Here is a 20,769-nt window from a genome sequence, read left to right on the forward strand (position 1 = left end):
CGGGGAGAAAGAGGCTGGCCGCAGCGCTGGCGCATTTCCTGCCAAGTTGGCGATTGGCGAAACCACCAGCGACAGCAGCCCTCTCCCCGTCACTATACGGGGAGAGGATGCCGGCAGGCAGGTGAGGGGCGGCGCCGACGTTCGGTAGGATTCCAGTCAGCACCAGCGATGGTTTGCTGTGGCAGCCTAGCCCGTGACCTTGAAAAAATCCACGAATGCCCTCAGCGCCGGCCGCATTTGCCTCCGGCTTGGATAGTAGACGAAGAAGCCGTCGAAGGACGGGCACCAGTCCTCAAGCACGCGGATCAGCCGGCCGTCGGCGAGCGGCGCCTTCACATAGTCTTCGAAGACGAAGGCGAGGCCGGCGCCGTCGACCGCTGCCTGGGCGATCAGATGATCCTCGTCGAGGATCAGCGGCCCTTCCACCGCCATCTCGATTTCCTCGCCGTTCTTCTCGAATTCCCAGCGATAGAGGATGCCGCTGGAGAAGCGGAAGCGGATGCAGCGGTGGTCCGCCAGATCGCACGGATGGCGCGGCTTGGGGGTCGTTTCGAAGTAGGACGGCGCGGCGACGACGGCACCGCGAAGGTTGGGCCCGATGCGCACCGCGATCATGTCGCGCTGCAGGCTTTCGCCGAGCCGCACACCGGCGTCGAAGCCGCCTTCGACGACGTCGGTGAAGCGGTCCTCGATGACGATCTCCAGCACGATGTCGGGATAGGCGGCAGTGAAGGCGCCGAGCCGCGGCGTCAGCACCAGATGCGCGGCGGTGCGCGGCACGCTGAGCCTGAGATTGCCGGCCGGCCGGTCGCGCGCCTCGACCGCCGTCTCCAGCGCCAGGTCGATTTCGGACAGTGCCGGCCGCAGCCGTTCCAAGAGCTGTGCGCCTTCCTCGGTCGGCGCGACGCTGCGTGTGCTGCGCGCCAAGAGCCGCACGCCAAGCCGCGCCTCGAGGCTCGATACCGCGTGGCTCACTGCCGAGGGCGCGATGCCGAGCTCGCGCGCGGCGCCGCGGAAGCTCGCGCATTGGGCGACGGTGGCGAGGACTGCAAGCTGGGAAAGGTTGGCGCGGTTCATTGATCTATTTTATAGAACAAGCCGTGCAAAAGAGACATGATTATCGAACGAAATGCAAGGCGCTATCTCCTGCCCATCGCAACAAGGAGACGCGTGATGAAAACCCGCAAGCTAGGAACTGAACTCGAAGTCTTCCCCGTCGGCCTCGGCTGCATGGGCATGAGCTTCGGCTATGGCGGCCAGCCGGAAGCCGAGGCGATCGCCACGCTGCGCCGCGCCGTCGAGATCGGCGTCAATTTCTTCGACACGGCCGAAGTCTACGGCCCCTATGAGAACGAGATCCTGCTCGGCAAGGCGCTGAAGCCGGTGCGCGATCATGTGACCATCGCCACCAAATTCGGCTTCAAGATTCTCGATGAAGGCACGGGCACCGACCGCATGGCCGGCGTCGACAGCCGCCCCGAGCACGTCAAGGCGGTGGCGGAAGCCTCGCTCAAGCGGCTCGATACCGATGTCATCGACCTCTACTATCAGCACCGCGTCGACCCCAACGTGCCGATCGAGGATACGGTCGGCGCCATGGCTGAGCTGGTGCGCGAGGGCAAGGTGCGGGCGCTCGGCCTGTCGGAGGTAAGCGGTGCGACGCTGCGCCGGGCGCATGCCGTGCATCCGATCGCCGCTGTGCAGAGCGAATATTCGCTGTGGAGCCGCGACCCTGAGGACGAGGTCTTCGCCGTCTGCCGCGAGCTCGGCATCGGCTTCGTTCCCTACAGCCCTCTCGGTCGGGGTCTGTTGACCGGCACCATCGCCAAGCCCGACGCCCTCGGCGCCGGCGACTGGCGCCTTGGCCTGCCGCGTTTCCAGGCCGAAGCCATGGCAGCCAACAACGCCTTCATCGCGGTGCTGGAAAAGATGGCGGCCGAGAAGGGCGTGACGTCGGCGCAGCTGGCGCTCGCCTGGGTGCTGCACCAGGGCGATTTCATCGTGCCGATCCCCGGTGCGCGAAAGATTCGCCATCTGGAGCAGAACACCGCGGCCGCCGGGATCGAATTGAGTGCGGCGGAAGTCGCGGCTATCGGTGACGCGCTGTCGCCAGACAAGGTGGTCGGCAAGCGCTACACCGAAGAGCTGCTGGCGCTGGTGAATGGCTAGACACCCACCTGGATAACTGAAGGGGCGCTTCGGCGCCCCTTTTTTGCGTGGCGCGACGCAAAGTTGTGAGATGCCGGCGCGAGGCACCCCCCTCTGGCCTGCCGGCCATCTCCCCCGCAAGGGGGAGATCAGACTTCACTGCCGATTTCGCCAATTGCCAACGTTGAAAGAGAAGCGGCAGCGTTGAAGCTGCCAATCTCCCCCCTTGCGGGGGAGATGCCCGGCAGGGCAGAGGGGGGTGCCTCGCGCGGACGTCTCCAATTCCCTACCAAGGCACCACGCTGATCTCCGGCCAGTACTCGCTCGCCCGAGCACCCTTCGTCTCATGCGTCCGCTGATTATCCAGCACCCTGTTCGGTGTGATGCGGAACGAGAAAATATCGTCGAGCCCGAACGGCGCAATCAGCTCCAACGCCCCGGCTCCATCGAACCGCACACCAACCGCATGCGTCTTCGACGCAAAGTAGCTGACGGATTCGCTGGCGCTCGCATAGCGCGGGCACTCCTGTCCGAACTTGAGCGGATACCAGAGATGCACGCGCGCCTGGTTGCGCACCTCGACCGGCAGCGCCAGTCCCTCGAAATGCCGCGCCGCCCGGCGGATCACCGCGTCCTCGGCTTCGTAGGAAAGGTCGGTATCGTCGGAATAGAACAGGTCGACATCCTTGATGCCGTAGCCCGGCGGCTTGCCGGTCAGATGGTTCCAGACGCTGTTGTACAGCGCGCCGGACACCACCAGCCAATCCGGCAAGGCGAGCGCACGCACCCGCGCCAGTGTTTCGGCAAGCAGCGGGTCGGCCGCGACGATGGCGAGGAAGGCCGCACGCTGTTCTTCGTAGGGCAGGCCGGAATAGCGAAGATGGTCCATCGCCCTTTGGAGGGCGATTCGCCATCGCTCCGCAATGCCTTACGCTCTCAGCACGCCGCCCGTCTGCTTGTTGACGTTCTCGACGATGCGTTTTGCGAGCGCCTCGAAATCCTCGTCGGTCAGCGTCTTTTCGACCGGCTGGATCGAGACTTCGATGGCGATCGACTTCTTGGCGGCGCCGAGCGCAGCGCCCTCGAAGACGTCGAACACCGAAACGCCGGTGACCAGCTTCTTGTCGGCGGCTAAAGCTGCCCGCACCAAGGTACCTGCCTCGACCGACCTGTCGACGACGAAGGCGAAGTCGCGCTTTACCGCCTGGAAGGGCGATAGCTCGAGCTTCGGCTTGGTGCGTGTCGGCTTGGCCTTGGGCTCCGGCACGGCGTCGACATAGACTTCGAAGCCGCAGATCGATCCGACAACGTCGAGCGATTCGAGCGTCTTCGGATGGAATTCACCGAAGGTGCCGAGCACGGTCTTCGGCCCGAGCTTGATCGTGCCGGAGCGGCCGGGATGGTACCAGGCCGGGCCGCCTGCTTCGACCTGCAGCCGGTCGACCGGCGCGCCGCAGGCTTCGAGCGCCGCGATCGCATCCGCCTTGGCGTCGAACACGCCGACCGGTCCGGCATTGCCGGACCAGCTGCGGCCGGAACCGTCGAGCTTGGCCGTGCCGCGCCTGACGCCGGCGGCGACGCGCCGCTGCTGGTCGGCCATGTCGCCCTCATAGGTGCCGGAAACCTCGAACAGCGCCACGTCGCCGATGCCTCGATCGGCATTGCGTTGCGCAGCAGCGATCAACCCCGGCAGCAGCGAGGGCCGCATGTCGGACATGTCGGCGGCGATCGGATTGGCGAGCTTCAGCGCGTTCTGGCCGCCGCCGAACAGCTCGGCGTGCTTGGCCGGGATGAACGACCAGGTGACGGCCTCCATCATGCCGCGCACGGCCAGCGCGCGCTTGGCCGCGCGGGTGCGCACCTGCAGCGTGGTCAGGATCTTGCCGTTGACCGCGTCATGCGAGGTCAGCGGCTGGGCCAAGATGTTGTCGACGCCGTGGATGCGCATCACTTCCTCGACCAGGTCGGCCTTGCCGTCGACATCCGGCCGCCAGGACGGCACCTTCACCTCGACGGCGTCGCCCGAGCTGCGCGGCTCGAAGCCGAGCCTGGTCAGGATCCCGAGCGCTTCCTCTCTTGGCACCTCAATGCCGGTCAGCCGCTTCACTTCCGAGAGCGGGAAGAAGATGATCTTCGGCTTGTGGCCGGCATAGCCTGCCACCTCGATTTCCGTCGGCGTGCCGCCGCAGAAATCGAGCACCAGCTTGGTGGCGAGCTCGACGCCGGGCACCATGAATTCGGGATCGACGCCGCGCTCGAAGCGGTAGCGCGCATCGCTGATGATGCCGAGCGCGCGGCCGGTGCGGGCCGTCGCGATCGGGTCCCAGAGCGCCGACTCGATCAGCACGTCGGTGGTGTTCTCGTCGCAGCCCGAATGCTCGCCGCCCATGATGCCGGCGATCGATTCGACGCCATCGTCGTCGGCGATCACGCACATCTCCGGCGTCAGCGTGTATTCGCGCCCGTCGAGCGCCAGCACCTTCTCGCCGTCCCTGGCGCGGCGCACGACCAGATTGCCTGCGACCTTGTTGGCGTCGAAGACATGCAGCGGCCGGCCGCGATCGAAGGTGACATAGTTGGTGATGTCGACCAGCGCGCTGATCGGCCGAAGCCCGATGGCGATCAGCCGCTGCTGCAGCCATTTCGGCGACGGGCCGTTCTTGACGCCTTTGACCAGCGTCAGCGCGAAGCCGGGGCAGAGTTCCGGCGCCTCGATCTTGACCTTCACCGGGCACATCCCTTCGCCGGCATGCGGCATGATCGCGCCGCCGGTGAGGCGGCCGAGGCCGCTCGCCGCGAGATCGCGCGCGATGCCGTAGACGCTGGTCGCATCGGGCCGGTTCGGCGTCAAATTGATCTCGATCACCGGATCGTCGAGATGCGCATAGGCCGCGAAGCTGGTACCGACAGGCGCATCGGCCGGCAGGTCGATGATGCCGCTGTGCTCATCCGACAGTTCCAGCTCGCGCTCCGAGCACATCATGCCGTGGCTTTCGACGCCGCGGATCTTGCCGACCGAGAGCGTCACGTCGATGCCGGGGATATAGGTGCCGGGCGCCGCGAAGGCGCCGATCAGGCCGGCGCGGGCGTTGGGCGCGCCGCACACCACCTGCACCGGCGGCTTGCCGTCGCCGGTATCGACGGTGAGCACGCGCAGGCGATCCGCGTCGGGATGCTGCACCGCGGTCAGCACCCTGGCGATGACGAAGGGTTTCAGGCTCGCCTTGTCGTCGACATGTTCGACTTCCAGGCCGATCGCGGTCAGTCGCTCGACGATCTCGGCAAGCGAAGCGTCGGTCTCGAGATGGTCCTTGAGCCAGGAGAGGGTGAATTTCATGACTGTGTTCCGTCCGGGTTAGACGATGATGGTCTTGGCACGCTGGTCTTGAGATGGCGCGGCAAGTCGTCCGGCATATGCAGGAAGGGCAGCTGCTCGCGAACATGGGCATGCAGCGTCGGCCTGAAATAGGCCGGCATGTCCATGGCGCCGAGCATGAAATAGATCTGGTCGGCCAGCCGCTCGTCGACATAGGCGATCGGCGAGCCGCAGACGCCGCAGAACGAGCGCGTCACCGGGCCGTTCTCGAATGTCTTCAACGACTTGCCGTCGAGCGCGATCTGATCGGCCATGAAGCCGACGAAGGCCGACACCGGCGCGCCGCTGGCGCGCCGGCAATCGCCGCAATGGCAATAGCTGATGTGGTGCGGCTCGGCTGACGCCTCGAACCGTACCGCGCCGCAGCGGCAGCCGCCGGTATGCGGGGCGGTCACGTCGAGAGCCCCCCGAACAGCGTCGGCAGGTCGAGCGGGCGAAAGCCGTAATGCGTGAGCCAGCGCACGTCGGCGTCGAAGAAGGCGCGCAGGTCCGGCATGCCGTATTTCAGCATGGCGATGCGGTCGATGCCCATGCCCCAGGCGAAGCCCTGATATTCGTCGGGATCGAGCCCTCCGGCGCGCAGCACGTTCGGATGCACCATGCCGCAGCCCAGGATCTCCATCCAGTCGGAGCCTTCGCCGAAGCGCACTTCGCCGGGCCGCGAGCGGTCGCACTGAATGTCGACCTCGAGACTGGGCTCGGTGAACGGGAAGAAGGACGGCCGGAAGCGCATCTTGACCGACGGCACCTCGAAGAAGGCCTTGCAGAACTCCTCCAGCACCCACTTCATGTTGGCGACGTTGGCTGTCTTGTCGACTACCAGTCCCTCGACCTGATGGAACATCGGCGAGTGCGTGGCGTCCGAATCCTGCCGGTAGGTCTTGCCGGGGATGACGATGCGGATCGGCGGCTTCTGCCGCTCCATGGTGCGGATCTGCACCGGCGAGGTATGGGTGCGCAAAAGCTTGCGCTCGCCCTTCTCATCCGGCTGGAAGAAGAAGGTGTCGTGCATCTCGCGCGCCGGATGGCCCTCGGGGAAGTTGAGCGCGGTGAAGTTGTAATAGTCGGTCTCGATGTCCGGACCTTCGGCGATGGCGAAGCCGAGGTCGCCGAAGATCGCCGCGATCTCGTCGATCACCTGGCTGATCGGATGGATGCGGCCGCGCTCGGCCGGCGACTGGCGCACCGGCAGCGTGACATCGACTTTCTCGGCGGCAAGCCGTGCGGCGATCGCGACGTCCTTCAGCTCCGCCTTGCGCGCGCTCAGCGCTTCGGTGATGCGGTTCTTCAGGCCGTTGATCGCCGGGCCTTTCACCTGGCGCTCCTCGGCGCTCATGGCGCCGAGCGTCTTCAGCATTTCGGAGACCGAGCCCTTCTTGCCCAGCGCTGAGACGCGCACCGCCTCGATCGCCTGCTCGTCGGTCGCGGCCGCGATATCGGCCAGAAGGGAATTTTCGAGAGTGTCCATGTCGCTCATGTTCCGGACCCGATTGGAAGCAAAGAAAAACCCGCGCCAGCCCTGCCAGCGCGGGTTTCCCAAATCAAGTGTCGAAGATGCTTGGGAAGGCGCTGGTTAGGCTACAGCGCTCTCAAAAGCATTCGGCGTGGTGTTCTTCAGATATTCGAGCGCGACCTTGGCCTTGGCCACAAGCGCTGCGAAAGCCTGCGGCTCGTGGATGGCCATGTCCGAAAGCACCTTGCGGTCGATCTCGATGCCGGCCTTGTTGAGGCCATCGATGAAGCGGCCATAGGTCAGGCCATGCTCGTGCACCGCCGCGTTGATGCGCTGGATCCACAGCGCGCGGAACGAGCGCTTGCGGTTCTTGCGGTCGCGGTAGGCGTACTGCAGCGACTTCTCCACCGCCTGCTTGGCGATGCGGATGGTGTTCTTGCGACGGCCGTAGAAACCCTTGGCGGCTTTCAGGACCTTCTTGTGCTTGGCGTGGGCGGTGACGCCTCTCTTTACGCGTGCCATGTCATGATCTCCTTAAAACGCTGTTCCGGACCGAAATGCTTAAAGGCCGTTCGGCAGAAAATTCTTGATGACCTTCTTGCCGTCCGGTTCAGCCAGAACCATCGTGCCGCGGGCATCGCGAATGAACTTGTTGGAACGCTTGATCATGCCGTGGCGCTTGCCGGCGGCAGCCGACAGCACCTTGCCGGTGGCAGTAATCTTGAACCGCTTCTTGGCGGCCGATTTGGTCTTCATCTTGGGCATTTTGCTACTCCGTATCATGGGCGCACAATCGCGCTTCTTTTCTCGCTTCGGGCCGACCAAAGCCCGAAAAGCAAATGAAACCGCCACGGCATGCCCTGCCGGGCGGTTTTCGTTTTTCATTCTGCGTATCGTGCTTTCCGAAAATCAGAGACGATTTTCGAACCGGTACGCGGAACGGCGGTCCTATAGATCAAAGACGGCCGGTGTGCAACACCCGAGGCGACGCTCGTATGGCGAACGCTTCAGGATGAATTCTCCCGGCGCCGGCGCCGCCCCTCACCTGCCTGCCGGCATCCTCTCCCCGTATAGTGACGGGGAGAGGGGCGCTCTCATCGCTGATTTCGCCAATCGCCAACGTTGCAAGAATGGCGCCAGCATCGCGGCCAGCCCTTTCTCCCCGTCACTATACGGGGAGAAGGTGCCGGCAGGCGGATGAGGGGCGGCGCCGACGTCCGTAATTTGTGATCTTCACTCCAAGCCGATGACGTTGCGCGGCAGATCCGGCCCGGCATGCGCCGTCCCCAAGTCAGGGCAACCGGAACCACACCGGCAGCATCCCCGACTGCTGGGCGCCGTCGATCAGCTCGAAGGCAGGCAGCGCCACCAGGAATACAAGCCCGTCGAGCAGCGTGTTCAAGAGCAGGCGCGGCTTGAAGCTGCCGGTGTCGCCTTCCTTGTAAAGCGAGAGTTTTGGAAAGAACCGCGGCACGCGCGCCAGGTAGGCTTCGTAAGGGGCGCCGAGCGCCTGCTTGAGGAATTTCTCCTCGCGCAGGATGACGATATGGAAGGCCCCGGCGCACAGAAGCGCGAACAGGACGATGCCGCTGAACGAGCCGATCTGGGCGCCAACACCGGCGGCGGCCACCGTCGAGAACACATAGAGCGGGTTGCGGGTGATCGAATAGGGTCCGCCGGTGACCACTTCGGAGGACTTGCGCCCGCCGATATAAAGCGTCGACCACAGGCGCCCGACGACGCCGAGGAAGATCAGCAGCACGCCGAACATCTCGATCGACTCATGCATCGGCGTGTCTGGCGGAAAGGTCGACTGGCCGAACAGCAATGCCGCGAACAGCACCACGATCAGCACCGCCAGCACCAGCCTGCGCATCTGCTGGTAGGCGCCCAACCCGGCGGGCGGGTCGTCATTCGCGAATTTCACGTCATCGACCATGATTGCAGTCCGATCGTCGAGGGTTTGCCGGCGATCGGGTAGGCGCCCCCGCCGATCGTCGGGACGCCGTGCTCCGCAATTCAGGCGGATTTTGGAGCACGAAGCAGCGCCGGCCGGTCAATTCTCTTTCTCGAAACCGTGATCGGTACGACGGATTGCGGCGGTCGCGCCGGATGGCTCCTGGAGGGAAAGAAAATGTGAGGCACCCTGTCAGCGGGGCGCCAGCACCATCATCATCTGGCGGCCTTCGAGCTTCGGCTCCGCCTCGACCTTGGCGATCGGCGCCACTTCCTCGCGGACCTTGTTCAGAAGCTGCATGCCGAGCTCCATATGCGCCATCTCGCGGCCGCGGAAGCGCAGCGTCAGCTTGACCTTGTCGCCCTCTTCGAAGAAGCGCCGCACGGCCTTCATCTTGGTCTCGTAGTCATGGCTGTCGATGTTCGGGCGCATCTTGATCTCCTTGATCTCGATGACCTTCTGGTTCTTGCGTGCTTCGGCCGCCTTCTTCTGGTTGGCGTATTTCAGCTTGCCAAGATCGAGGATCTTGGTGACGGGCGGCTGCGCGTTGGGCGATATCTCGACGAGATCGAGCCCGGCCTCTTCGGCCAGAAGCAGCGCGTCGTTGATGGAAACTTCGCCACGGTTGTGGCCTTCTGCGTCGATGAGCTGGACCCGGGGCACCCGGATGTCTCGATTGGAGCGCGGACCGTCCTTGGTGGGTGCCGCTGCTTTGAAAGGTCTGCGAATGGTCGTGGTCTCCTCGGCCGTTTTCGTTCAGGGTTTTTGAGTTCGATCTGTGAACGCGCCTATGTGGTGAGCGCGCGGCCGGAGTCAATAGCACAGCCTCGCCAGGAAATCACCTCAAAGCTTGCCCGCAAAAGCTAGCTGTCGCCTGCACCAAGCAAAGAAACGTCGCGAGCACTTTTCCGCGAACCATTGGTTGTGCCAAAAGACCGGCCGGGAAGGACAAGGTCATGAACGCCAGCGCACCAGTTTTCATCGACGTGGACGGAGCGGAGATCGCCGTCAGGCAGGCGCCGGGTGCCGCCCCTGGCGTCGTCTGGCTGGGCGGCTACAAGTCCGACATGTTGGGCACCAAGGCCGAAGCGCTGTCGGCCTGGACGGCCAGCGAAGGCCGCGCCTATCTGCGCCACGACTATTCCGGCCATGGCGAATCCGGCGGCGAGTTCGCCGACGGCACGATCTCGAAATGGCTGGCCGAGAGCCTCGCCGTCTTGCGGAGCTTCAGCAAGGGCAAGCAGATCCTGGTCGGCTCCTCGATGGGGGCCTGGATCGCGCTGCGCATGGTGCAGGAATTGCGCAAGGCCGGCGACGATCGCGTCGCCGGCCTGGTTCTGCTGGCGCCGGCGCCGGATTTTACCGCCGAATTGATCGAACCGGTGCTGACCAAGGCGCAAAAGCGCGACCTTTCGAAAAAGGGATTTTTCGCCGAACCGTCGGATTATTCGGACGAGCCTTATATCTACACGCGCGCGCTGATCGAGGATGGCCGGGCGAACCGGGTGATGACCGGGCCGATCGACACCCATTGCCCGGTGCATATTCTGCAGGGTCTCGCCGATCCGGACGTGCCATCGGGGCATGCGTTAAAACTCGCGGCCCTGCTGCCGTCCGATGACGTCACGCTGTCGCTGATCCCCGACGGCGATCATCGCCTGTCGCGCCCGCAGGACCTCGACCTGCTCAAGCGCGCCGTCGGCGACATGGCCCGGCGGGTCGCCTGACGATGCGCATCTCCATTCCGATATCCGCCTTCGTCGCGGCAATCGTCGGCTTCGGTGGCACTTTAGCCATCATCATTGCCGCCGCCAAGGCGGTCGGCGCCACGCAGATCGAGACCGCAAGCTGGGTGACGGCGATCTGCCTGGCCATGGCCATCGAATGCCTGTGGCTGTCCTGGCGCACCAAGATGCCGGTCATCACCGCCTGGTCGACGCCGGGCCTGGCGCTGATTGCCGCCTCCAGCGGCTTCACGATGCCGGAAGCCGTCGGCGCCTTCATCGTCACCGGCATGCTTCTGATCGCCACCGGCCTGTTCAAGCCGCTGACCCGACTGATCGCGATGATACCCGCCTCGGTCGCATCCGGCATGCTGGCCGGCATCCTGGTCGGCTTCGCCATCAGTGCGGTGAAGGCCATCCCCGCCGATCCGTGGCTGATCCTGCCGCTGATCGCCGCCTTCTTCGTCATCCGGCTGTTCAACCCGGCGGTCTCGGTCCTGGTGGTGCTGATCGGCGGCGGCCTTGCCGCCTTCCTCACCGGCCGCGTCGGCGGCCTGCCGGCGCCGGAGCTGTCGACGCTGACGCTGGTCGCGCCGCAGTTTACCATCTCGGCAATCGTCGGCCTGGCCCTGCCGCTCTACCTCGTCACCATGGCCTCGCAGAATCTGTCCGGCCTCGCCGTGCTGAAAGCCGCCGGCTATCACCCGGAGCCCGGCCCGCTGATCGGCGTCACCGGCCTGTTTTCGCTGCTCTCGGCGCCGTTCGCCGCCTCGACCACCAATCTGGCGGCGATCTCGGCGGCGATCTGCACCGGCCCGGATGTCCATCCCGACCCCGCCGAACGCTGGAAGACCGGGCCGTTCTATTCACTCGCCTACCTGGTCTTTGCCATCTTCGGCGCCTCGCTGGTGGCGATCTTCGCTGTCCTGCCGCAGAGCCTGATCGTGCTGGTCGCCGGCCTGGCGCTGACGGCGCCTTTAGCCAACGCGCTGTCGATCGCGCTCCATGACGCGGACGAGCGCATGTCGGCCACCGTCACCTTCGCGGTGACGGCCTCGGGGCTCACTTTGTTCGGCGTCGGCGCGGCGTTCTGGGGGCTCGTTGCCGGAATGGCAGTGCTTTTCCTCGAAAAACTCAAAAAGCGATAATCATTTCAGACCCTTCGCCGGTTTTGGCCGAACTTGCCTTGAATCGCCGATTTCGCCTTCCCATTTCGATTCCACGCAGCCGGTTTGGCTGTCTCCAATGGAAGGATTGGGAGAAATGAACACAACCGCATTGATCCGTCCGGCCTGGACGCCGGCTACCATCGCGCTGATGGTGATCGGCTTCATGGTGTTCTGGCCGCTCGGCTTCGCCATGCTCGCCTACATCATCTGGGGCGACCGGCTCGAAGGCTTCAAGCGCGACGTCAACCGCGCCACGGACGGCATCTTCGCCGGCTGCCGCCGCAGCTCCGACAAGGCTGCCCGCTGGGGCCATGGCTCGTCTCGCACTGGCAACGTCGCGTTCGACGACTGGCGCGAGAAGGAGCTCGAGCGCCTCGCCGAGGAGCGCCGCAAGCTCGACGAAATGCTCACCGAGTTCGACGAGTATGCGCGCGAGCTGCGCCGCGCCAAGGACCAGGAAGAGTTCGACCGCTTCATGGCTGAGCGCAACAAGCGGACTGCGCCGACCACCACGAACGACGCGACCGGAAAGCCCGCACCGAAGCGCGGCAAGGGCACGAACCTGCTCGACGACTGAGATCCTGCGACAGGTCTCGGCACGATAAGACGGCGTCGCGCAAGCGGCGCCGTTTCTTTTTTGTTCTCCATATAGCTTCAGTCTACTGGCCGTTTTCCTCGAATCGCGTATCGTCCAGCCATGTCCCTCGGCTTCTTTCGCAACCTGACCAAGCCAAAGCCCAAGCCCGTCGTCGAGCGCGAGCATTGCGTCGCCGGCCGCACACTGCCGCTCAAGATTGTCGAGAGCGCCAGGGCCCGGCGGCTGACGCTGCGCATCGATTCCGGCGGCCAGGGCCTGCGCATCACCGTGCCGCCCGGCCTGCGGCGCGGCGAGGTGGAGAAGTTCCTCGACCGTCATCAAGACTGGCTGGAGCAGCGCCTGGCCAAGGTGCCGATGCGGCCGCAGGTGCGGCCCGGCATCAAGGTCCCGATCCGCGGCGTGCCGCATCGCATCGTCCATGAGCCGGCAAAGCGCGGCACCGTCACCATCGCGCGCGACGATCGCGGCCCGCTGCTGATCGTCCATGGCGAGCGCATTCACCTGCCGCGCCGCATTGCCGATTATCTGAAGCGCGAGGCCAAGCGCGAGATCGAGAAGCTGGTGGTCAAGCATACCGAGGCGATCGGCAAGCGCGCCAAGGCAATCCGGTATAAGGATACCTCCAGCCGCTGGGGGTCATGCACGTCGGAGGGCAATCTTTCCTTCTCGTGGCGCATCATGATGGCGCCGCCGCCGGTCATCAATTACCTGGTGGCGCACGAGGTCGCGCATCTGAAAGAGATGAACCACGGTCCGAAATTCTGGAAATTGTGCGAAAAGCTCTGCCCCGACACCGACCGCTGCAAGGACTGGCTGAAGCGCAACGGTGGGGCGTTACAGGCGATCGTGTTTGAGTAAGGCTGGCGGCGGCTGGAAAGGGAACAAAAGCTGCCACGCCGCGATCCTTCCCACCCCCCTCTGGCCTGCCGGCCATCTCCCCCGCAAGGGGGGAGATTGGATGTTGCCACGGCTTTCGCCAATCTCAAGCGTTGCAGGAAGGGCTAAGCGCCGAAGCTGCTGATCTCCCCCCTTGCGGGGGAGATGGCCGGCAGGCCAGAGGGGGGTGCTGTCCCGCCGCCTTTTCCCCAATTATCTACCTTCGGCTCGCACCGACCTTGACCGCTCAATCGTCATTCGCCGCATTAAGCTCTTCCGGCCGCAGCCCTTCCTCGCCCTGATGCGGCCATGGCAAAAAATTCCGGTCGAAGGCATCGCTGCCGAAATAATCCAGCGCCCGGTGCGCCTCGGCGCCGTTGAAGTCGGACTTCTCCATCAGATGCGCGATTACCTCGCGCGCCTGCGCGATCTTCTGCCTGAGTTCGGCGACGGTCTGGTCGGCCATGATTGTTGCTCCCGCCTTGTCTCCTGAGAAAGTTAGCGCTTTCTGATCGTCCGGCAACAGCATGCTTTTTCTCGACTCTTTGGCCGTTTCGTGCCAATCCCGCGCCATGACGCTCGACATCAAGATCTGCGGATTGAAGACCGACGCCGCGATGGCCGCCGCCCTTGCCGGCGGCGCCAGCCATGTCGGTTTCATTTTTTTCGCCAGGAGCCCTCGCTATATCGAACCCGTCGACGCCGGCCGCCTGCGCCGGGCTGCGATCGGCAAGGCCAAGGCGGTCGCCGTCACCGTCGATGCCGACGACGCCTTCCTCGACGAGATCGTCGCCGGGATGCGCCCCGACATGCTGCAGCTCCACGGCGCCGAAACATCGGAACGGGTGGCGGAGCTCAAGGCGCGCTACGGCCTGCCGGTGATGAAGGTGCTGTCGGTCAGCGAAGCGGCGGATCTCGACCGGCTGAAACCCTATATCGGCATCGCCGACCGCTTCATGTTCGACGCCAAGCCGCCCAAGGGGTCGCAATTGCCGGGCGGCAACGGCGTCGCCTTCGACTGGCGCATCCTTGCCGGCCTTGACGCCGGCCTCGATTACATGCTTTCCGGAGGGCTCAACGCCGCCAATGTCGGCGATGCCCTGAGACTGGCCAATCCGCCCGGAATAGACATCTCGTCCGGCGTGGAAAGCGCTCCGGGCGTCAAGGATCCGGCGCTGATCGAGCAGTTTTTCCGGGCCGTGAGGGCCGCGCGCGACGACCGCGCCGCCTGACGAACCCAACCTGGGCATGCCGCGGAAAGGCGAAAGCCGGCCTTCCGGCAGGCTCACCAGTCAAGACTTAGGAGATCGGCGATGGACAAGCCGGCTATGCCCAATTCCTTCCGCACCGGGCCCGACGAGCAGGGCATGTTCGGCATTTTCGGCGGCCGCTTCGTCGCCGAGACGCTGATGCCGCTGATCCTCGACCTCGAAGAGCAATGGAACAAAGCCAAGAACGATCCGGAGTTCAAGGCCGAGCTGCAGAACCTCTCCACCCACTATGCCGGGCGGCCGTCGAAGCTCTATTTCGCCGAGGGCCTGACCAAGCATCTTCGTGAAGTTTCCTCGGCGAAGGGCCTCGGGGGCGGCGCCAAGGTCTATTTCAAGCGCGAGGACCTCAACCACACCGGCTCGCACAAGATCAACAACTGCCTCGGCCAGATCCTGCTCGCCAAGCGCATGGGCAAGAAGCGCATCATCGCCGAGACCGGCGCCGGCCAGCATGGCGTCGCTGCCGCCACGGTTGCGGCGCGCTTCGGCTATCCTTGCGTCGTCTACATGGGCGCCACCGACGTCGCCCGCCAGAGCCCCAACGTCTTCCGCATGAAGCTGCTCGGCGCCGAGGTGCGGCCGGTCACCGCCGGCCACGGCACGCTGAAGGACGCCATGAACGAGGCCCTGCGCGACTGGGTGACCAATGTCGAGGGCACCTATTACCTGATCGGCACCGCCGCCGGTCCGCATCCCTATCCGGAGCTGGTGCGCGATTTCCAGTCGGTGATCGGCTCGGAAGCGCGTGCCCAGGTGCTTGAGCAGGAAGGCCGCCTGCCCGACGTCATCATCGCCGCCGTCGGCGGCGGCTCCAACGCCATCGGCCTGTTCCACCCCTTCCTCGACGACAGGCAAGTCCGCATCATCGGCGTCGAAGCCGGCGGGCGCGGCCTCGACGGCGTCGAGCATTGCGCCTCGATGAATGCCGGCCAGCCCGGCGTGCTGCACGGCAACCGCACCTATCTCCTGCAGAATTCGGACGGCCAGATCCTCGATGGCCATTCGATCTCGGCCGGTCTCGACTATCCCGGCGTCGGGCCTGAGCATTCCTGGCTGCGCGATTCGGGCCGCGTCCAATATGAGCCGATCCTCGACGACGAGGCGCTGGAAGCCTTCCAGCTGACGACCCGCGTCGAAGGCATCATCCCGGCGCTGGAATCCGCGCATGCCATCGCGCATGCGATGAAGATCGTGCCGACCATGGACAAGGACCAGATCGTCATCGTCAACCTGTCCGGCCGCGGCGACAAGGACGTGCACACGGTGGCCTCGATGCTGGGCATGGAGATCTGACAATGACGACCCGCATCGACCGCCGCATGGCGAAGCTCAAATCCGAGGGCCGTCCGGCTTTGGTCACCTACATCATGGGCGGCGATCCGGACTACGACACCTCTCTAGCCATCATGAAGGCGCTGCCGGGCGCCGGCGCCGACGTCATCGAGCTCGGCATGCCTTTCTCCGATCCGATGGCCGACGGTCCGGCCATCCAGGCGGCGGGCCTGAGGGCGCTGAAAGGCGGCCAGACGCTGGTCAAGACGCTGAAGATGGCGGCTGAATTCCGCGCCGGCGACGACGAGACGCCTATCGTGCTGATGGGCTACTACAACCCGATTTACATCTATGGTGTCGATCGCTTCCTCGCCGATGCCAAGGCCAGCGGCATCGATGGCCTGATCGTCGTCGACCTGCCGCCGGAGATGGACGAGGAGCTCTGCATCCCGGCGCTGAAGGCCGGCATCAATTTCATCCGGCTGGCGACGCCGACCACCGACGACAAGCGGCTGCCCAAGGTTTTGGAGAACACTTCCGGCTTCGTCTACTACGTGTCGATGACCGGCATCACCGGCTCGGCCCTTGCCGACACGGCCAAGGTCGCGACGGCGGTCAAGCGCATCAAGGGCCACACCGCGCTGCCCGTCTGCGTCGGCTTCGGCGTCAAGACCGCCGAGCAGGCCCGGGTGATCGGCGCCTCGGCCGACGGCGTCGTCGTCGGCACCGCGATCGTCAACGCGGTTGCCAATGTGCTGGGACCCAAGGGCGAGAAGACCGCCGATCCGGCCGAGGCGGTCGCCACTTTGGTCAGCGGCCTCGCCCAGGGCGTGCGCTCTGCCCGCCTTGCTGCCGCCGAATAGTCTTCCTACGTCTATCTTCCAGGACAGGAGCCGAAGCCATGAACTGGATCACCAATTACGTCCGTCCGAAGATCAATTCGATGCTCGGCCGGCGCACCGACATGCCGGAAAACCTCTGGATCAAGGATCCCGAGACCGGCGAGATGATCTTCCACAAGGACCTGGAATCCAACCAGTTCGTCATCCCGGCTTCCGGCCATCACATGAAGATCTCGGCCAAGGAGCGGCTGAAATACTTCTTCGACGACGGCAAATACGAGACGCTGGACAATCCCAAGGTCGTCCAGGACCCGCTGAAGTTCCGCGACGAGAAGCGCTACACCGATCGCCTAAAGGAGGCGAAGGCCAAGACCAGCCTCGAGGATGCGATCCTCAATGCCGCCGGCACCATCGATGGCCTGCCGGTCGTCGTCACCGTGCAGGATTTTGCTTTCATGGGCGGCTCGCTCGGCATGGCGGCCGGCGAAGCCATTGTCCACGCCTTCGAGGTCGCCCTCCAGCGCAGGCGGCCGCTGATCCTGTTCGCCGCCTCGGGCGGCGCCCGCATGCAGGAGGGTATCCTCTCGCTGATGCAGCTGCCGCGCACCACGGTCGGTGTCGACCGGCTGAAGGAAGCCGGCCTGCCCTATATCGTCGTGCTCACCAATCCGACGACGGGCGGCGTCACCGCCTCCTATGCCATGCTGGGCGACGTCCACATCGCCGAGCCCGGCGCGCTGATCGGCTTTGCCGGCCCGCGTGTCATCGAGCAGACCATCCGCGAGAAGCTGCCCGACGGCTTCCAGCGCGCCGAATACCTGATGGAGCATGGCATGGTCGACATGGTGGTCTCGCGGCTGGAGATGCGCCAGACCATCGCGCGGCTCTTGAAGATGCTGCTCAAGATGCCGGCGCCAGAGAAGCCGGTCGAGCCAGAAATCTTGCCGCCGGCGGTCGTCAACGCGGAATCCCGGCCGCAGGCCTGACGCGACACCGTTCGCCGCGAACCGCGATTGCGCGCCAGCCGGGCTGCGCTTAGGATTCTGCCATGACAACGCTCGCCGCCGACCGCGAAATCGAACAGCTGATGACGCTCCACCCGAAAGGCTTCGACCTTTCGCTGGACCGCATCACCCGCCTGCTCGAACGTCTCGGCAATCCGCAGGACCGGCTGCCGCCGGTCATTCATATCGCCGGCACCAACGGCAAGGGCTCCTGCGCCGCCTTTGCGCGGGCGCTGCTGGAGGCGGCTGGCCACCTCGTCCACGTCCATACCTCGCCGCATCTGGTGAACTGGCACGAGCGCTACCGGCTGGCGGCAGAGGGCGGCGGCAAGCTGGTCGACGACGATGTCTTTGCCGAGGCCATCGCGCGCGTCGCCAAGGCCAATCAGGGCCAGAAGATCACCGTCTTCGAGATCCTCACCGCCGTCACCTTCATCTTGTTTTCCGAGCATCCGGCCGAAGCCGCGATCATCGAGGTCGGGCTCGGCGGCCGTTTCGACGCTACCAATGTCGTGGAGCGACCTGCGGTCTCGGTGATCATGCCGGTGTCGCTGGATCACGAAGCCTATCTCGGCGATCGGGTCGAGGTGATCGCGGCCGAAAAGGCCGGCATCATGAAGCGCGGCTGCCCGGTGGTGATCGGCGCGCAGGAAAGCGAGACGGCGCTTGAGGTGCTGATCGAGACCGCCGAGCGGCTCGACTGCCCGACCGTCGTCTACGGCCAGGATTTCCTGGCTTTCGAGGAGAACGGCCGCATGGTCTATCAGGACGAGGACGGCCTGATGGACCTGCCGCTGCCGCGCCTGCCTGGACGGCACCAGTTCGCCAATGCCGCCGCCGCGATCGCCGCGGTCAAGGCGGCCGGCTTCGAGATCGGCCACCGCGCCGCCGAACGCGCGATGGCCAATGTCGCCTGGCCGGCCAGGATGCAGAAGCTGACGCAGGGCCGTCTGGTGGACCTTGCGCCCAAGGGCGCCGAGATCTGGCTCGACGGCGGTCACAATCCGGGCGCCGGTGTCGTCATCGCCGAAGCGCTGGCCGAGCAGGAGGAAAAGAACCCGCGCCCTCTGATCCTCATCTCCGGCATGATCAACACCAAGGACCAGAGCGGCTATTTCAGCGCCTTCAAGGGGCTGGCCCGGCATGTCTACACGGTGCCGGTGAGCAAAAGCGACGCCGGCGTGCCGAATGACGAGCTGTCGCTGCGCGCCGCGGACGCCGGCCTGTCGGCCGAGCCGGTCGGCTCCGTCGCCAATGCGCTGATGCTGTTGCGCGACAGCTGGGACGGCCCGGCGCCGCGCATCCTCATCGGCGGCTCGCTCTATTTCGCTGGCGCGGTGCTGGACGAGAATGGCACGCCGCCGACCTGATAGGGGTACGACGGGACCATTGCTGGAACTATTCCAGGAAAAGTGCGTAGCGGTTTTCCGTTCGGAATTGCGCAGAAACAAGAGTTAGAGCGGCCATGATCAAGGTGAAGCAGCTCGCCCATGTCTGCATCTTCGCGCATGACCTGGAGGCGACGCGCGGCTTCTACCGCGACGTCCTCGGCATGGACACAAGGTTCAATTTCCTGCGCGACGGCAGGATCTTCGGCTTCTATCTCGATTGCGGCGGCCGCAGCCATGTCGAGGTGTTCGAGAAGAGCGAGGCCAGCTACAGCGAGCGCGACCAGATCAACCACTTCTGCCTGGAGGTGGAAGATATCGATGCCGCGATCACGCACATCCGATCGAAAGGCGTCGAGGTCACGCCGAAGAAGCTCGCCTGCGACGACACCTACCAGGCCTGGATCACCGACCCCAACGGCGTGAAGATCGAGCTGTTCGAATATACCGCAAAAAGCGCGCAATTTGCCGGCGGCGATCGCGTCGCCGACTGGTGACTATTTCAGCCAATTGATCGGTCCGAAATTCGGCTAGTTCCCGGCACAGGGATTTTGAAAGGTTGCCGTTTGTCTTGGTGCAAGATTTTCCGTTCATTTCCGTGAAGTCAGCGCAAACGCCCGGGATTGGTTGAAGCCGACCCAACGTCGTCATTCTATGGCGGAGCAAGGAGCGAAGCGACGCGGCGCAGACCATAGAATCCATGCCGTGACTTGGAAGCGCCGCCACGGTGCAGAATTTTGCTCCGTTGCACCCTTTGGCGAAGGTAACGGCATGGATTCTAGGGTCTTCGCGACGGAGCTTCGCTCCTGCTCCGCCCTAGAATGACGATCGCGATGGGCGTTTCGGCCAATCTCCAAGGCATGCCGCCTGCCAACGCAAACAGAGCTGACCGGTCAACATCCCTGTGCAGTGCCACTAGAGTTCGCGGCCTTCGCGGATAATTTTCTCCAGATCGATGTCGGCTCCGCTGTTTGCAACCAGGCGAGCATAGAAGCTGGATGCAGGTTCGCGCCGTGCTTCCTGAATCTCATAGGACTCGAGCGCGCGTTCGATCACATCGGCTATGGAACGATTCTCGCGACGCGTCGATGAGCTAGGTTCCATGCTTTTTGCGCTACGGACTGAGAGTTTTGGTTCGGCCATTTGGAACTCCGCTTGCCGGAAATAGATGCCGACAGAGCTTAGCCATCAAGATGGCAGATGATGGCTCGCCGTCAAACTCACTTCAATTCGATCTCGATGAAGGCGTATTCGCCGTCATTGGCGTTGATGACGTCGTGCTCGACGCCTTCCTTGCGGAAATAGGGCGCGCCTTTCTTCATCTCGGCGAAGGTGACGCCGTCCTTGGTCACCAGTTTCACCTTGCCGTCCATCAGCGGCACCACGACATAGTCGTGGCCGTGGCGATGCCAGCCGGTGTTGGCGCCCGGCGCGAAGCGGTATTCGGTGACGATGACGCGCTCGTTGTCAATGAAGACGGTAGCCTTGGCTGTTCCGGTCATGGCGCTCTCCCTTCCCAAGCAGAAGACATGACGTGCGTGCATGCGAGGGCCAGAGCGCCGTCAGCGATGACGCCAAAGAAAAAGCCCGGCGCGACTGAACTGACCCCGTAAAGTTGGACGGTTCATTGAGCTGGTAGATTTAAGGGCTGGGTCCTGTATTGCACAGGGGCCAGCCCTTTCAGTTTCAGT

23 protein-coding genes are annotated in these 20,769 nt (G+C 64.4%); 11 read left to right on the plus strand and 12 right to left on the minus strand.

Going from position 1 to position 20,769, the window contains the following annotated elements; all coding sequences use genetic code 11:
• Window positions 1-186: 186 nt before the first annotated feature.
• Entirely contained in the window at window positions 187-1,077 is an 891-nt protein-coding gene (locus ABID26_RS34320) for a LysR family transcriptional regulator (RefSeq protein WP_292374904.1), read from the minus strand.
• 96 nt (window positions 1,078-1,173) lie between these two features.
• Here ABID26_RS34320 and ABID26_RS34325 point away from each other — a divergent pair, with 96 nt between their 5' ends.
• Window positions 1,174-2,169, plus strand: a complete 996-nt coding sequence (locus ABID26_RS34325; RefSeq protein WP_354417931.1) for an aldo/keto reductase — start codon at window positions 1,174-1,176, stop codon at window positions 2,167-2,169.
• Window positions 2,170-2,434: 265 nt separating this feature from the next.
• Here the strand turns inward: ABID26_RS34325 and ABID26_RS34330 are convergent, their stop codons facing one another.
• The 8 genes from ABID26_RS34330 to infC all read right to left on the minus strand — a co-directional run bounded on the left by ABID26_RS34330 (window position 2,435) and on the right by infC (window position 9,663).
• Entirely contained in the window at window positions 2,435-3,037 is a 603-nt protein-coding gene (locus ABID26_RS34330; protein ID WP_292374903.1) for a nucleotidyltransferase family protein, read from the minus strand.
• Between the two features lie 39 nt (window positions 3,038-3,076).
• The gene (gene pheT / locus ABID26_RS34335) at window positions 3,077-5,485 is read right to left on the minus strand and encodes a phenylalanine--tRNA ligase subunit beta (RefSeq protein ID WP_292374902.1); all 2,409 of its coding nucleotides are present in this window, start codon (window positions 5,483-5,485) and stop codon (window positions 3,077-3,079) included.
• Window positions 5,482-5,919, minus strand: a complete 438-nt coding sequence (locus ABID26_RS34340) for a GFA family protein (RefSeq protein ID WP_292374901.1) — start codon at window positions 5,917-5,919, stop codon at window positions 5,482-5,484. The genes pheT and ABID26_RS34340 overlap by 4 nt, the downstream gene beginning before the upstream one ends.
• Window positions 5,916-7,001 (minus strand): phenylalanine--tRNA ligase subunit alpha, encoded by a 1,086-nt coding sequence (gene pheS, locus ABID26_RS34345; RefSeq protein WP_292374900.1) that lies wholly within the window; start codon window positions 6,999-7,001, stop codon window positions 5,916-5,918. The genes ABID26_RS34340 and pheS overlap by 4 nt, the downstream gene beginning before the upstream one ends.
• Window positions 7,002-7,097: 96 nt before the next feature.
• Entirely contained in the window at window positions 7,098-7,499 is a 402-nt protein-coding gene (gene rplT / locus ABID26_RS34350; protein WP_040968947.1) for a 50S ribosomal protein L20, read from the minus strand.
• A gap of 39 nt (window positions 7,500-7,538) precedes the next feature.
• Window positions 7,539-7,742, minus strand: a complete 204-nt coding sequence (rpmI, locus tag ABID26_RS34355) for a 50S ribosomal protein L35 (RefSeq protein WP_027166935.1) — start codon at window positions 7,740-7,742, stop codon at window positions 7,539-7,541.
• A 526-nt stretch (window positions 7,743-8,268) separates the two neighbouring features.
• Window positions 8,269-8,916, minus strand: a complete 648-nt coding sequence (locus ABID26_RS34360; protein ID WP_292374899.1) for a methyltransferase family protein — start codon at window positions 8,914-8,916, stop codon at window positions 8,269-8,271.
• Window positions 8,917-9,126: 210 nt separating this feature from the next.
• Complete coding sequence (gene infC / locus ABID26_RS34365) at window positions 9,127-9,663, minus strand: translation initiation factor IF-3 (protein WP_126096841.1); 537 nt, start codon at window positions 9,661-9,663, stop codon at window positions 9,127-9,129.
• Window positions 9,664-9,890: 227 nt separating this feature from the next.
• Here infC and ABID26_RS34370 point away from each other — a divergent pair, with 227 nt between their 5' ends.
• From ABID26_RS34370 to ABID26_RS34385, 4 genes are all read left to right on the plus strand, one after another.
• Window positions 9,891-10,661 (plus strand): alpha/beta hydrolase, encoded by a 771-nt coding sequence (locus ABID26_RS34370; protein WP_126096842.1) that lies wholly within the window; start codon window positions 9,891-9,893, stop codon window positions 10,659-10,661.
• 2 nt (window positions 10,662-10,663) lie between these two features.
• Window positions 10,664-11,806 carry a benzoate/H(+) symporter BenE family transporter gene (locus tag ABID26_RS34375; protein WP_126096843.1) on the plus strand — a complete coding sequence of 381 codons (1,143 nt, stop codon included), beginning with the start codon at window positions 10,664-10,666 and terminating at the stop codon, window positions 11,804-11,806.
• A gap of 115 nt (window positions 11,807-11,921) precedes the next feature.
• Entirely contained in the window at window positions 11,922-12,404 is a 483-nt protein-coding gene (locus tag ABID26_RS34380) for a DUF2852 domain-containing protein (RefSeq protein WP_126096844.1), read from the plus strand.
• Window positions 12,405-12,524: 120 nt separating this feature from the next.
• The gene (locus tag ABID26_RS34385) at window positions 12,525-13,283 is read left to right on the plus strand and encodes a M48 family metallopeptidase (RefSeq protein ID WP_126096845.1); all 759 of its coding nucleotides are present in this window, start codon (window positions 12,525-12,527) and stop codon (window positions 13,281-13,283) included.
• A 265-nt stretch (window positions 13,284-13,548) separates the two neighbouring features.
• On the opposite strand, the gene ABID26_RS34390 is transcribed toward ABID26_RS34385, so the two are convergent.
• Window positions 13,549-13,767, minus strand: coding sequence for a hypothetical protein (locus ABID26_RS34390; RefSeq protein WP_126102469.1), 219 nt, complete (start codon window positions 13,765-13,767; stop codon window positions 13,549-13,551).
• A gap of 106 nt (window positions 13,768-13,873) precedes the next feature.
• Here ABID26_RS34390 and ABID26_RS34395 point away from each other — a divergent pair, with 106 nt between their 5' ends.
• The 6 genes from ABID26_RS34395 to ABID26_RS34420 all read left to right on the plus strand — a co-directional run bounded on the left by ABID26_RS34395 (window position 13,874) and on the right by ABID26_RS34420 (window position 19,575).
• On the plus strand, window positions 13,874-14,533 hold the full coding sequence (locus tag ABID26_RS34395) for a phosphoribosylanthranilate isomerase (protein WP_126096846.1): 660 nt from the start codon (window positions 13,874-13,876) through the stop codon (window positions 14,531-14,533).
• Window positions 14,534-14,614: 81 nt separating this feature from the next.
• On the plus strand, window positions 14,615-15,865 hold the full coding sequence (trpB, locus tag ABID26_RS34400) for a tryptophan synthase subunit beta (RefSeq protein ID WP_126096847.1): 1,251 nt from the start codon (window positions 14,615-14,617) through the stop codon (window positions 15,863-15,865).
• A 2-nt stretch (window positions 15,866-15,867) separates the two neighbouring features.
• Window positions 15,868-16,707: a tryptophan synthase subunit alpha gene (trpA, locus tag ABID26_RS34405; protein WP_126096848.1), complete on the plus strand. Its 840-nt coding sequence runs from the start codon at window positions 15,868-15,870 to the stop codon at window positions 16,705-16,707.
• A gap of 38 nt (window positions 16,708-16,745) precedes the next feature.
• The gene (accD, locus tag ABID26_RS34410; RefSeq protein ID WP_126096849.1) at window positions 16,746-17,672 is read left to right on the plus strand and encodes an acetyl-CoA carboxylase, carboxyltransferase subunit beta; all 927 of its coding nucleotides are present in this window, start codon (window positions 16,746-16,748) and stop codon (window positions 17,670-17,672) included.
• 62 nt (window positions 17,673-17,734) lie between these two features.
• Window positions 17,735-19,060, plus strand: a complete 1,326-nt coding sequence (locus ABID26_RS34415; RefSeq protein ID WP_126096850.1) for a bifunctional folylpolyglutamate synthase/dihydrofolate synthase — start codon at window positions 17,735-17,737, stop codon at window positions 19,058-19,060.
• 95 nt (window positions 19,061-19,155) lie between these two features.
• A complete protein-coding gene (locus tag ABID26_RS34420; RefSeq protein WP_126096851.1) occupies window positions 19,156-19,575 on the plus strand; it encodes a VOC family protein in 420 nt (139 codons plus the stop codon).
• Window positions 19,576-19,993: 418 nt separating this feature from the next.
• Here ABID26_RS34420 and ABID26_RS34425 read toward each other — a convergent pair whose 3' ends face one another.
• Together ABID26_RS34425 and ABID26_RS34430 are read right to left on the minus strand one after the other, a co-directional pair.
• Window positions 19,994-20,221, minus strand: coding sequence for a plasmid stabilization protein (locus tag ABID26_RS34425; protein ID WP_126096852.1), 228 nt, complete (start codon window positions 20,219-20,221; stop codon window positions 19,994-19,996).
• 77 nt (window positions 20,222-20,298) lie between these two features.
• Entirely contained in the window at window positions 20,299-20,580 is a 282-nt protein-coding gene (locus tag ABID26_RS34430; RefSeq protein ID WP_126096853.1) for a cupin domain-containing protein, read from the minus strand.
• Window positions 20,581-20,769 lie beyond the last annotated feature (189 nt).

The organism is Mesorhizobium shonense, from assembly GCF_040545255.1.
GTDB lineage: Bacteria > Pseudomonadota > Alphaproteobacteria > Rhizobiales > Rhizobiaceae > Mesorhizobium > Mesorhizobium shonense.

Excerpts from the sequence above, each read along its gene's own strand:
- ABID26_RS34320 (WP_292374904.1), bottom strand. The coding sequence starts at position 1,077 with ATGAACCGCGCCAACCTTTCCCAGCTTGCAGTCCTCGCCACCGTCGCC.
- ABID26_RS34325 (WP_354417931.1), top strand. The coding sequence starts at position 1,174 with ATGAAAACCCGCAAGCTAGGAACTGAACTCGAAGTCTTCCCCGTCGGC.
- ABID26_RS34330 (WP_292374903.1), bottom strand. The coding sequence starts at position 3,037 with ATGGACCATCTTCGCTATTCCGGCCTGCCCTACGAAGAACAGCGTGCG.
- pheT (WP_292374902.1), bottom strand. The coding sequence starts at position 5,485 with ATGAAATTCACCCTCTCCTGGCTCAAGGACCATCTCGAGACCGACGCT.
- pheS (WP_292374900.1), bottom strand. The coding sequence starts at position 7,001 with ATGAGCGACATGGACACTCTCGAAAATTCCCTTCTGGCCGATATCGCG.
- rplT (WP_040968947.1), bottom strand. The coding sequence starts at position 7,499 with ATGGCACGCGTAAAGAGAGGCGTCACCGCCCACGCCAAGCACAAGAAG.
- rpmI (WP_027166935.1), bottom strand. The coding sequence starts at position 7,742 with ATGCCCAAGATGAAGACCAAATCGGCCGCCAAGAAGCGGTTCAAGATT.
- ABID26_RS34360 (WP_292374899.1), bottom strand. The coding sequence starts at position 8,916 with ATGGTCGATGACGTGAAATTCGCGAATGACGACCCGCCCGCCGGGTTG.
- ABID26_RS34370 (WP_126096842.1), top strand. The coding sequence starts at position 9,891 with ATGAACGCCAGCGCACCAGTTTTCATCGACGTGGACGGAGCGGAGATC.
- ABID26_RS34375 (WP_126096843.1), top strand. The coding sequence starts at position 10,664 with ATGCGCATCTCCATTCCGATATCCGCCTTCGTCGCGGCAATCGTCGGC.
- ABID26_RS34380 (WP_126096844.1), top strand. The coding sequence starts at position 11,922 with ATGAACACAACCGCATTGATCCGTCCGGCCTGGACGCCGGCTACCATC.
- ABID26_RS34385 (WP_126096845.1), top strand. The coding sequence starts at position 12,525 with ATGTCCCTCGGCTTCTTTCGCAACCTGACCAAGCCAAAGCCCAAGCCC.
- ABID26_RS34390 (WP_126102469.1), bottom strand. The coding sequence starts at position 13,767 with ATGGCCGACCAGACCGTCGCCGAACTCAGGCAGAAGATCGCGCAGGCG.
- ABID26_RS34395 (WP_126096846.1), top strand. The coding sequence starts at position 13,874 with ATGACGCTCGACATCAAGATCTGCGGATTGAAGACCGACGCCGCGATG.
- trpB (WP_126096847.1), top strand. The coding sequence starts at position 14,615 with ATGGACAAGCCGGCTATGCCCAATTCCTTCCGCACCGGGCCCGACGAG.
- trpA (WP_126096848.1), top strand. The coding sequence starts at position 15,868 with ATGACGACCCGCATCGACCGCCGCATGGCGAAGCTCAAATCCGAGGGC.
- accD (WP_126096849.1), top strand. The coding sequence starts at position 16,746 with ATGAACTGGATCACCAATTACGTCCGTCCGAAGATCAATTCGATGCTC.
- ABID26_RS34415 (WP_126096850.1), top strand. The coding sequence starts at position 17,735 with ATGACAACGCTCGCCGCCGACCGCGAAATCGAACAGCTGATGACGCTC.
- ABID26_RS34420 (WP_126096851.1), top strand. The coding sequence starts at position 19,156 with ATGATCAAGGTGAAGCAGCTCGCCCATGTCTGCATCTTCGCGCATGAC.
- ABID26_RS34425 (WP_126096852.1), bottom strand. The coding sequence starts at position 20,221 with ATGGCCGAACCAAAACTCTCAGTCCGTAGCGCAAAAAGCATGGAACCT.
- ABID26_RS34430 (WP_126096853.1), bottom strand. The coding sequence starts at position 20,580 with ATGACCGGAACAGCCAAGGCTACCGTCTTCATTGACAACGAGCGCGTC.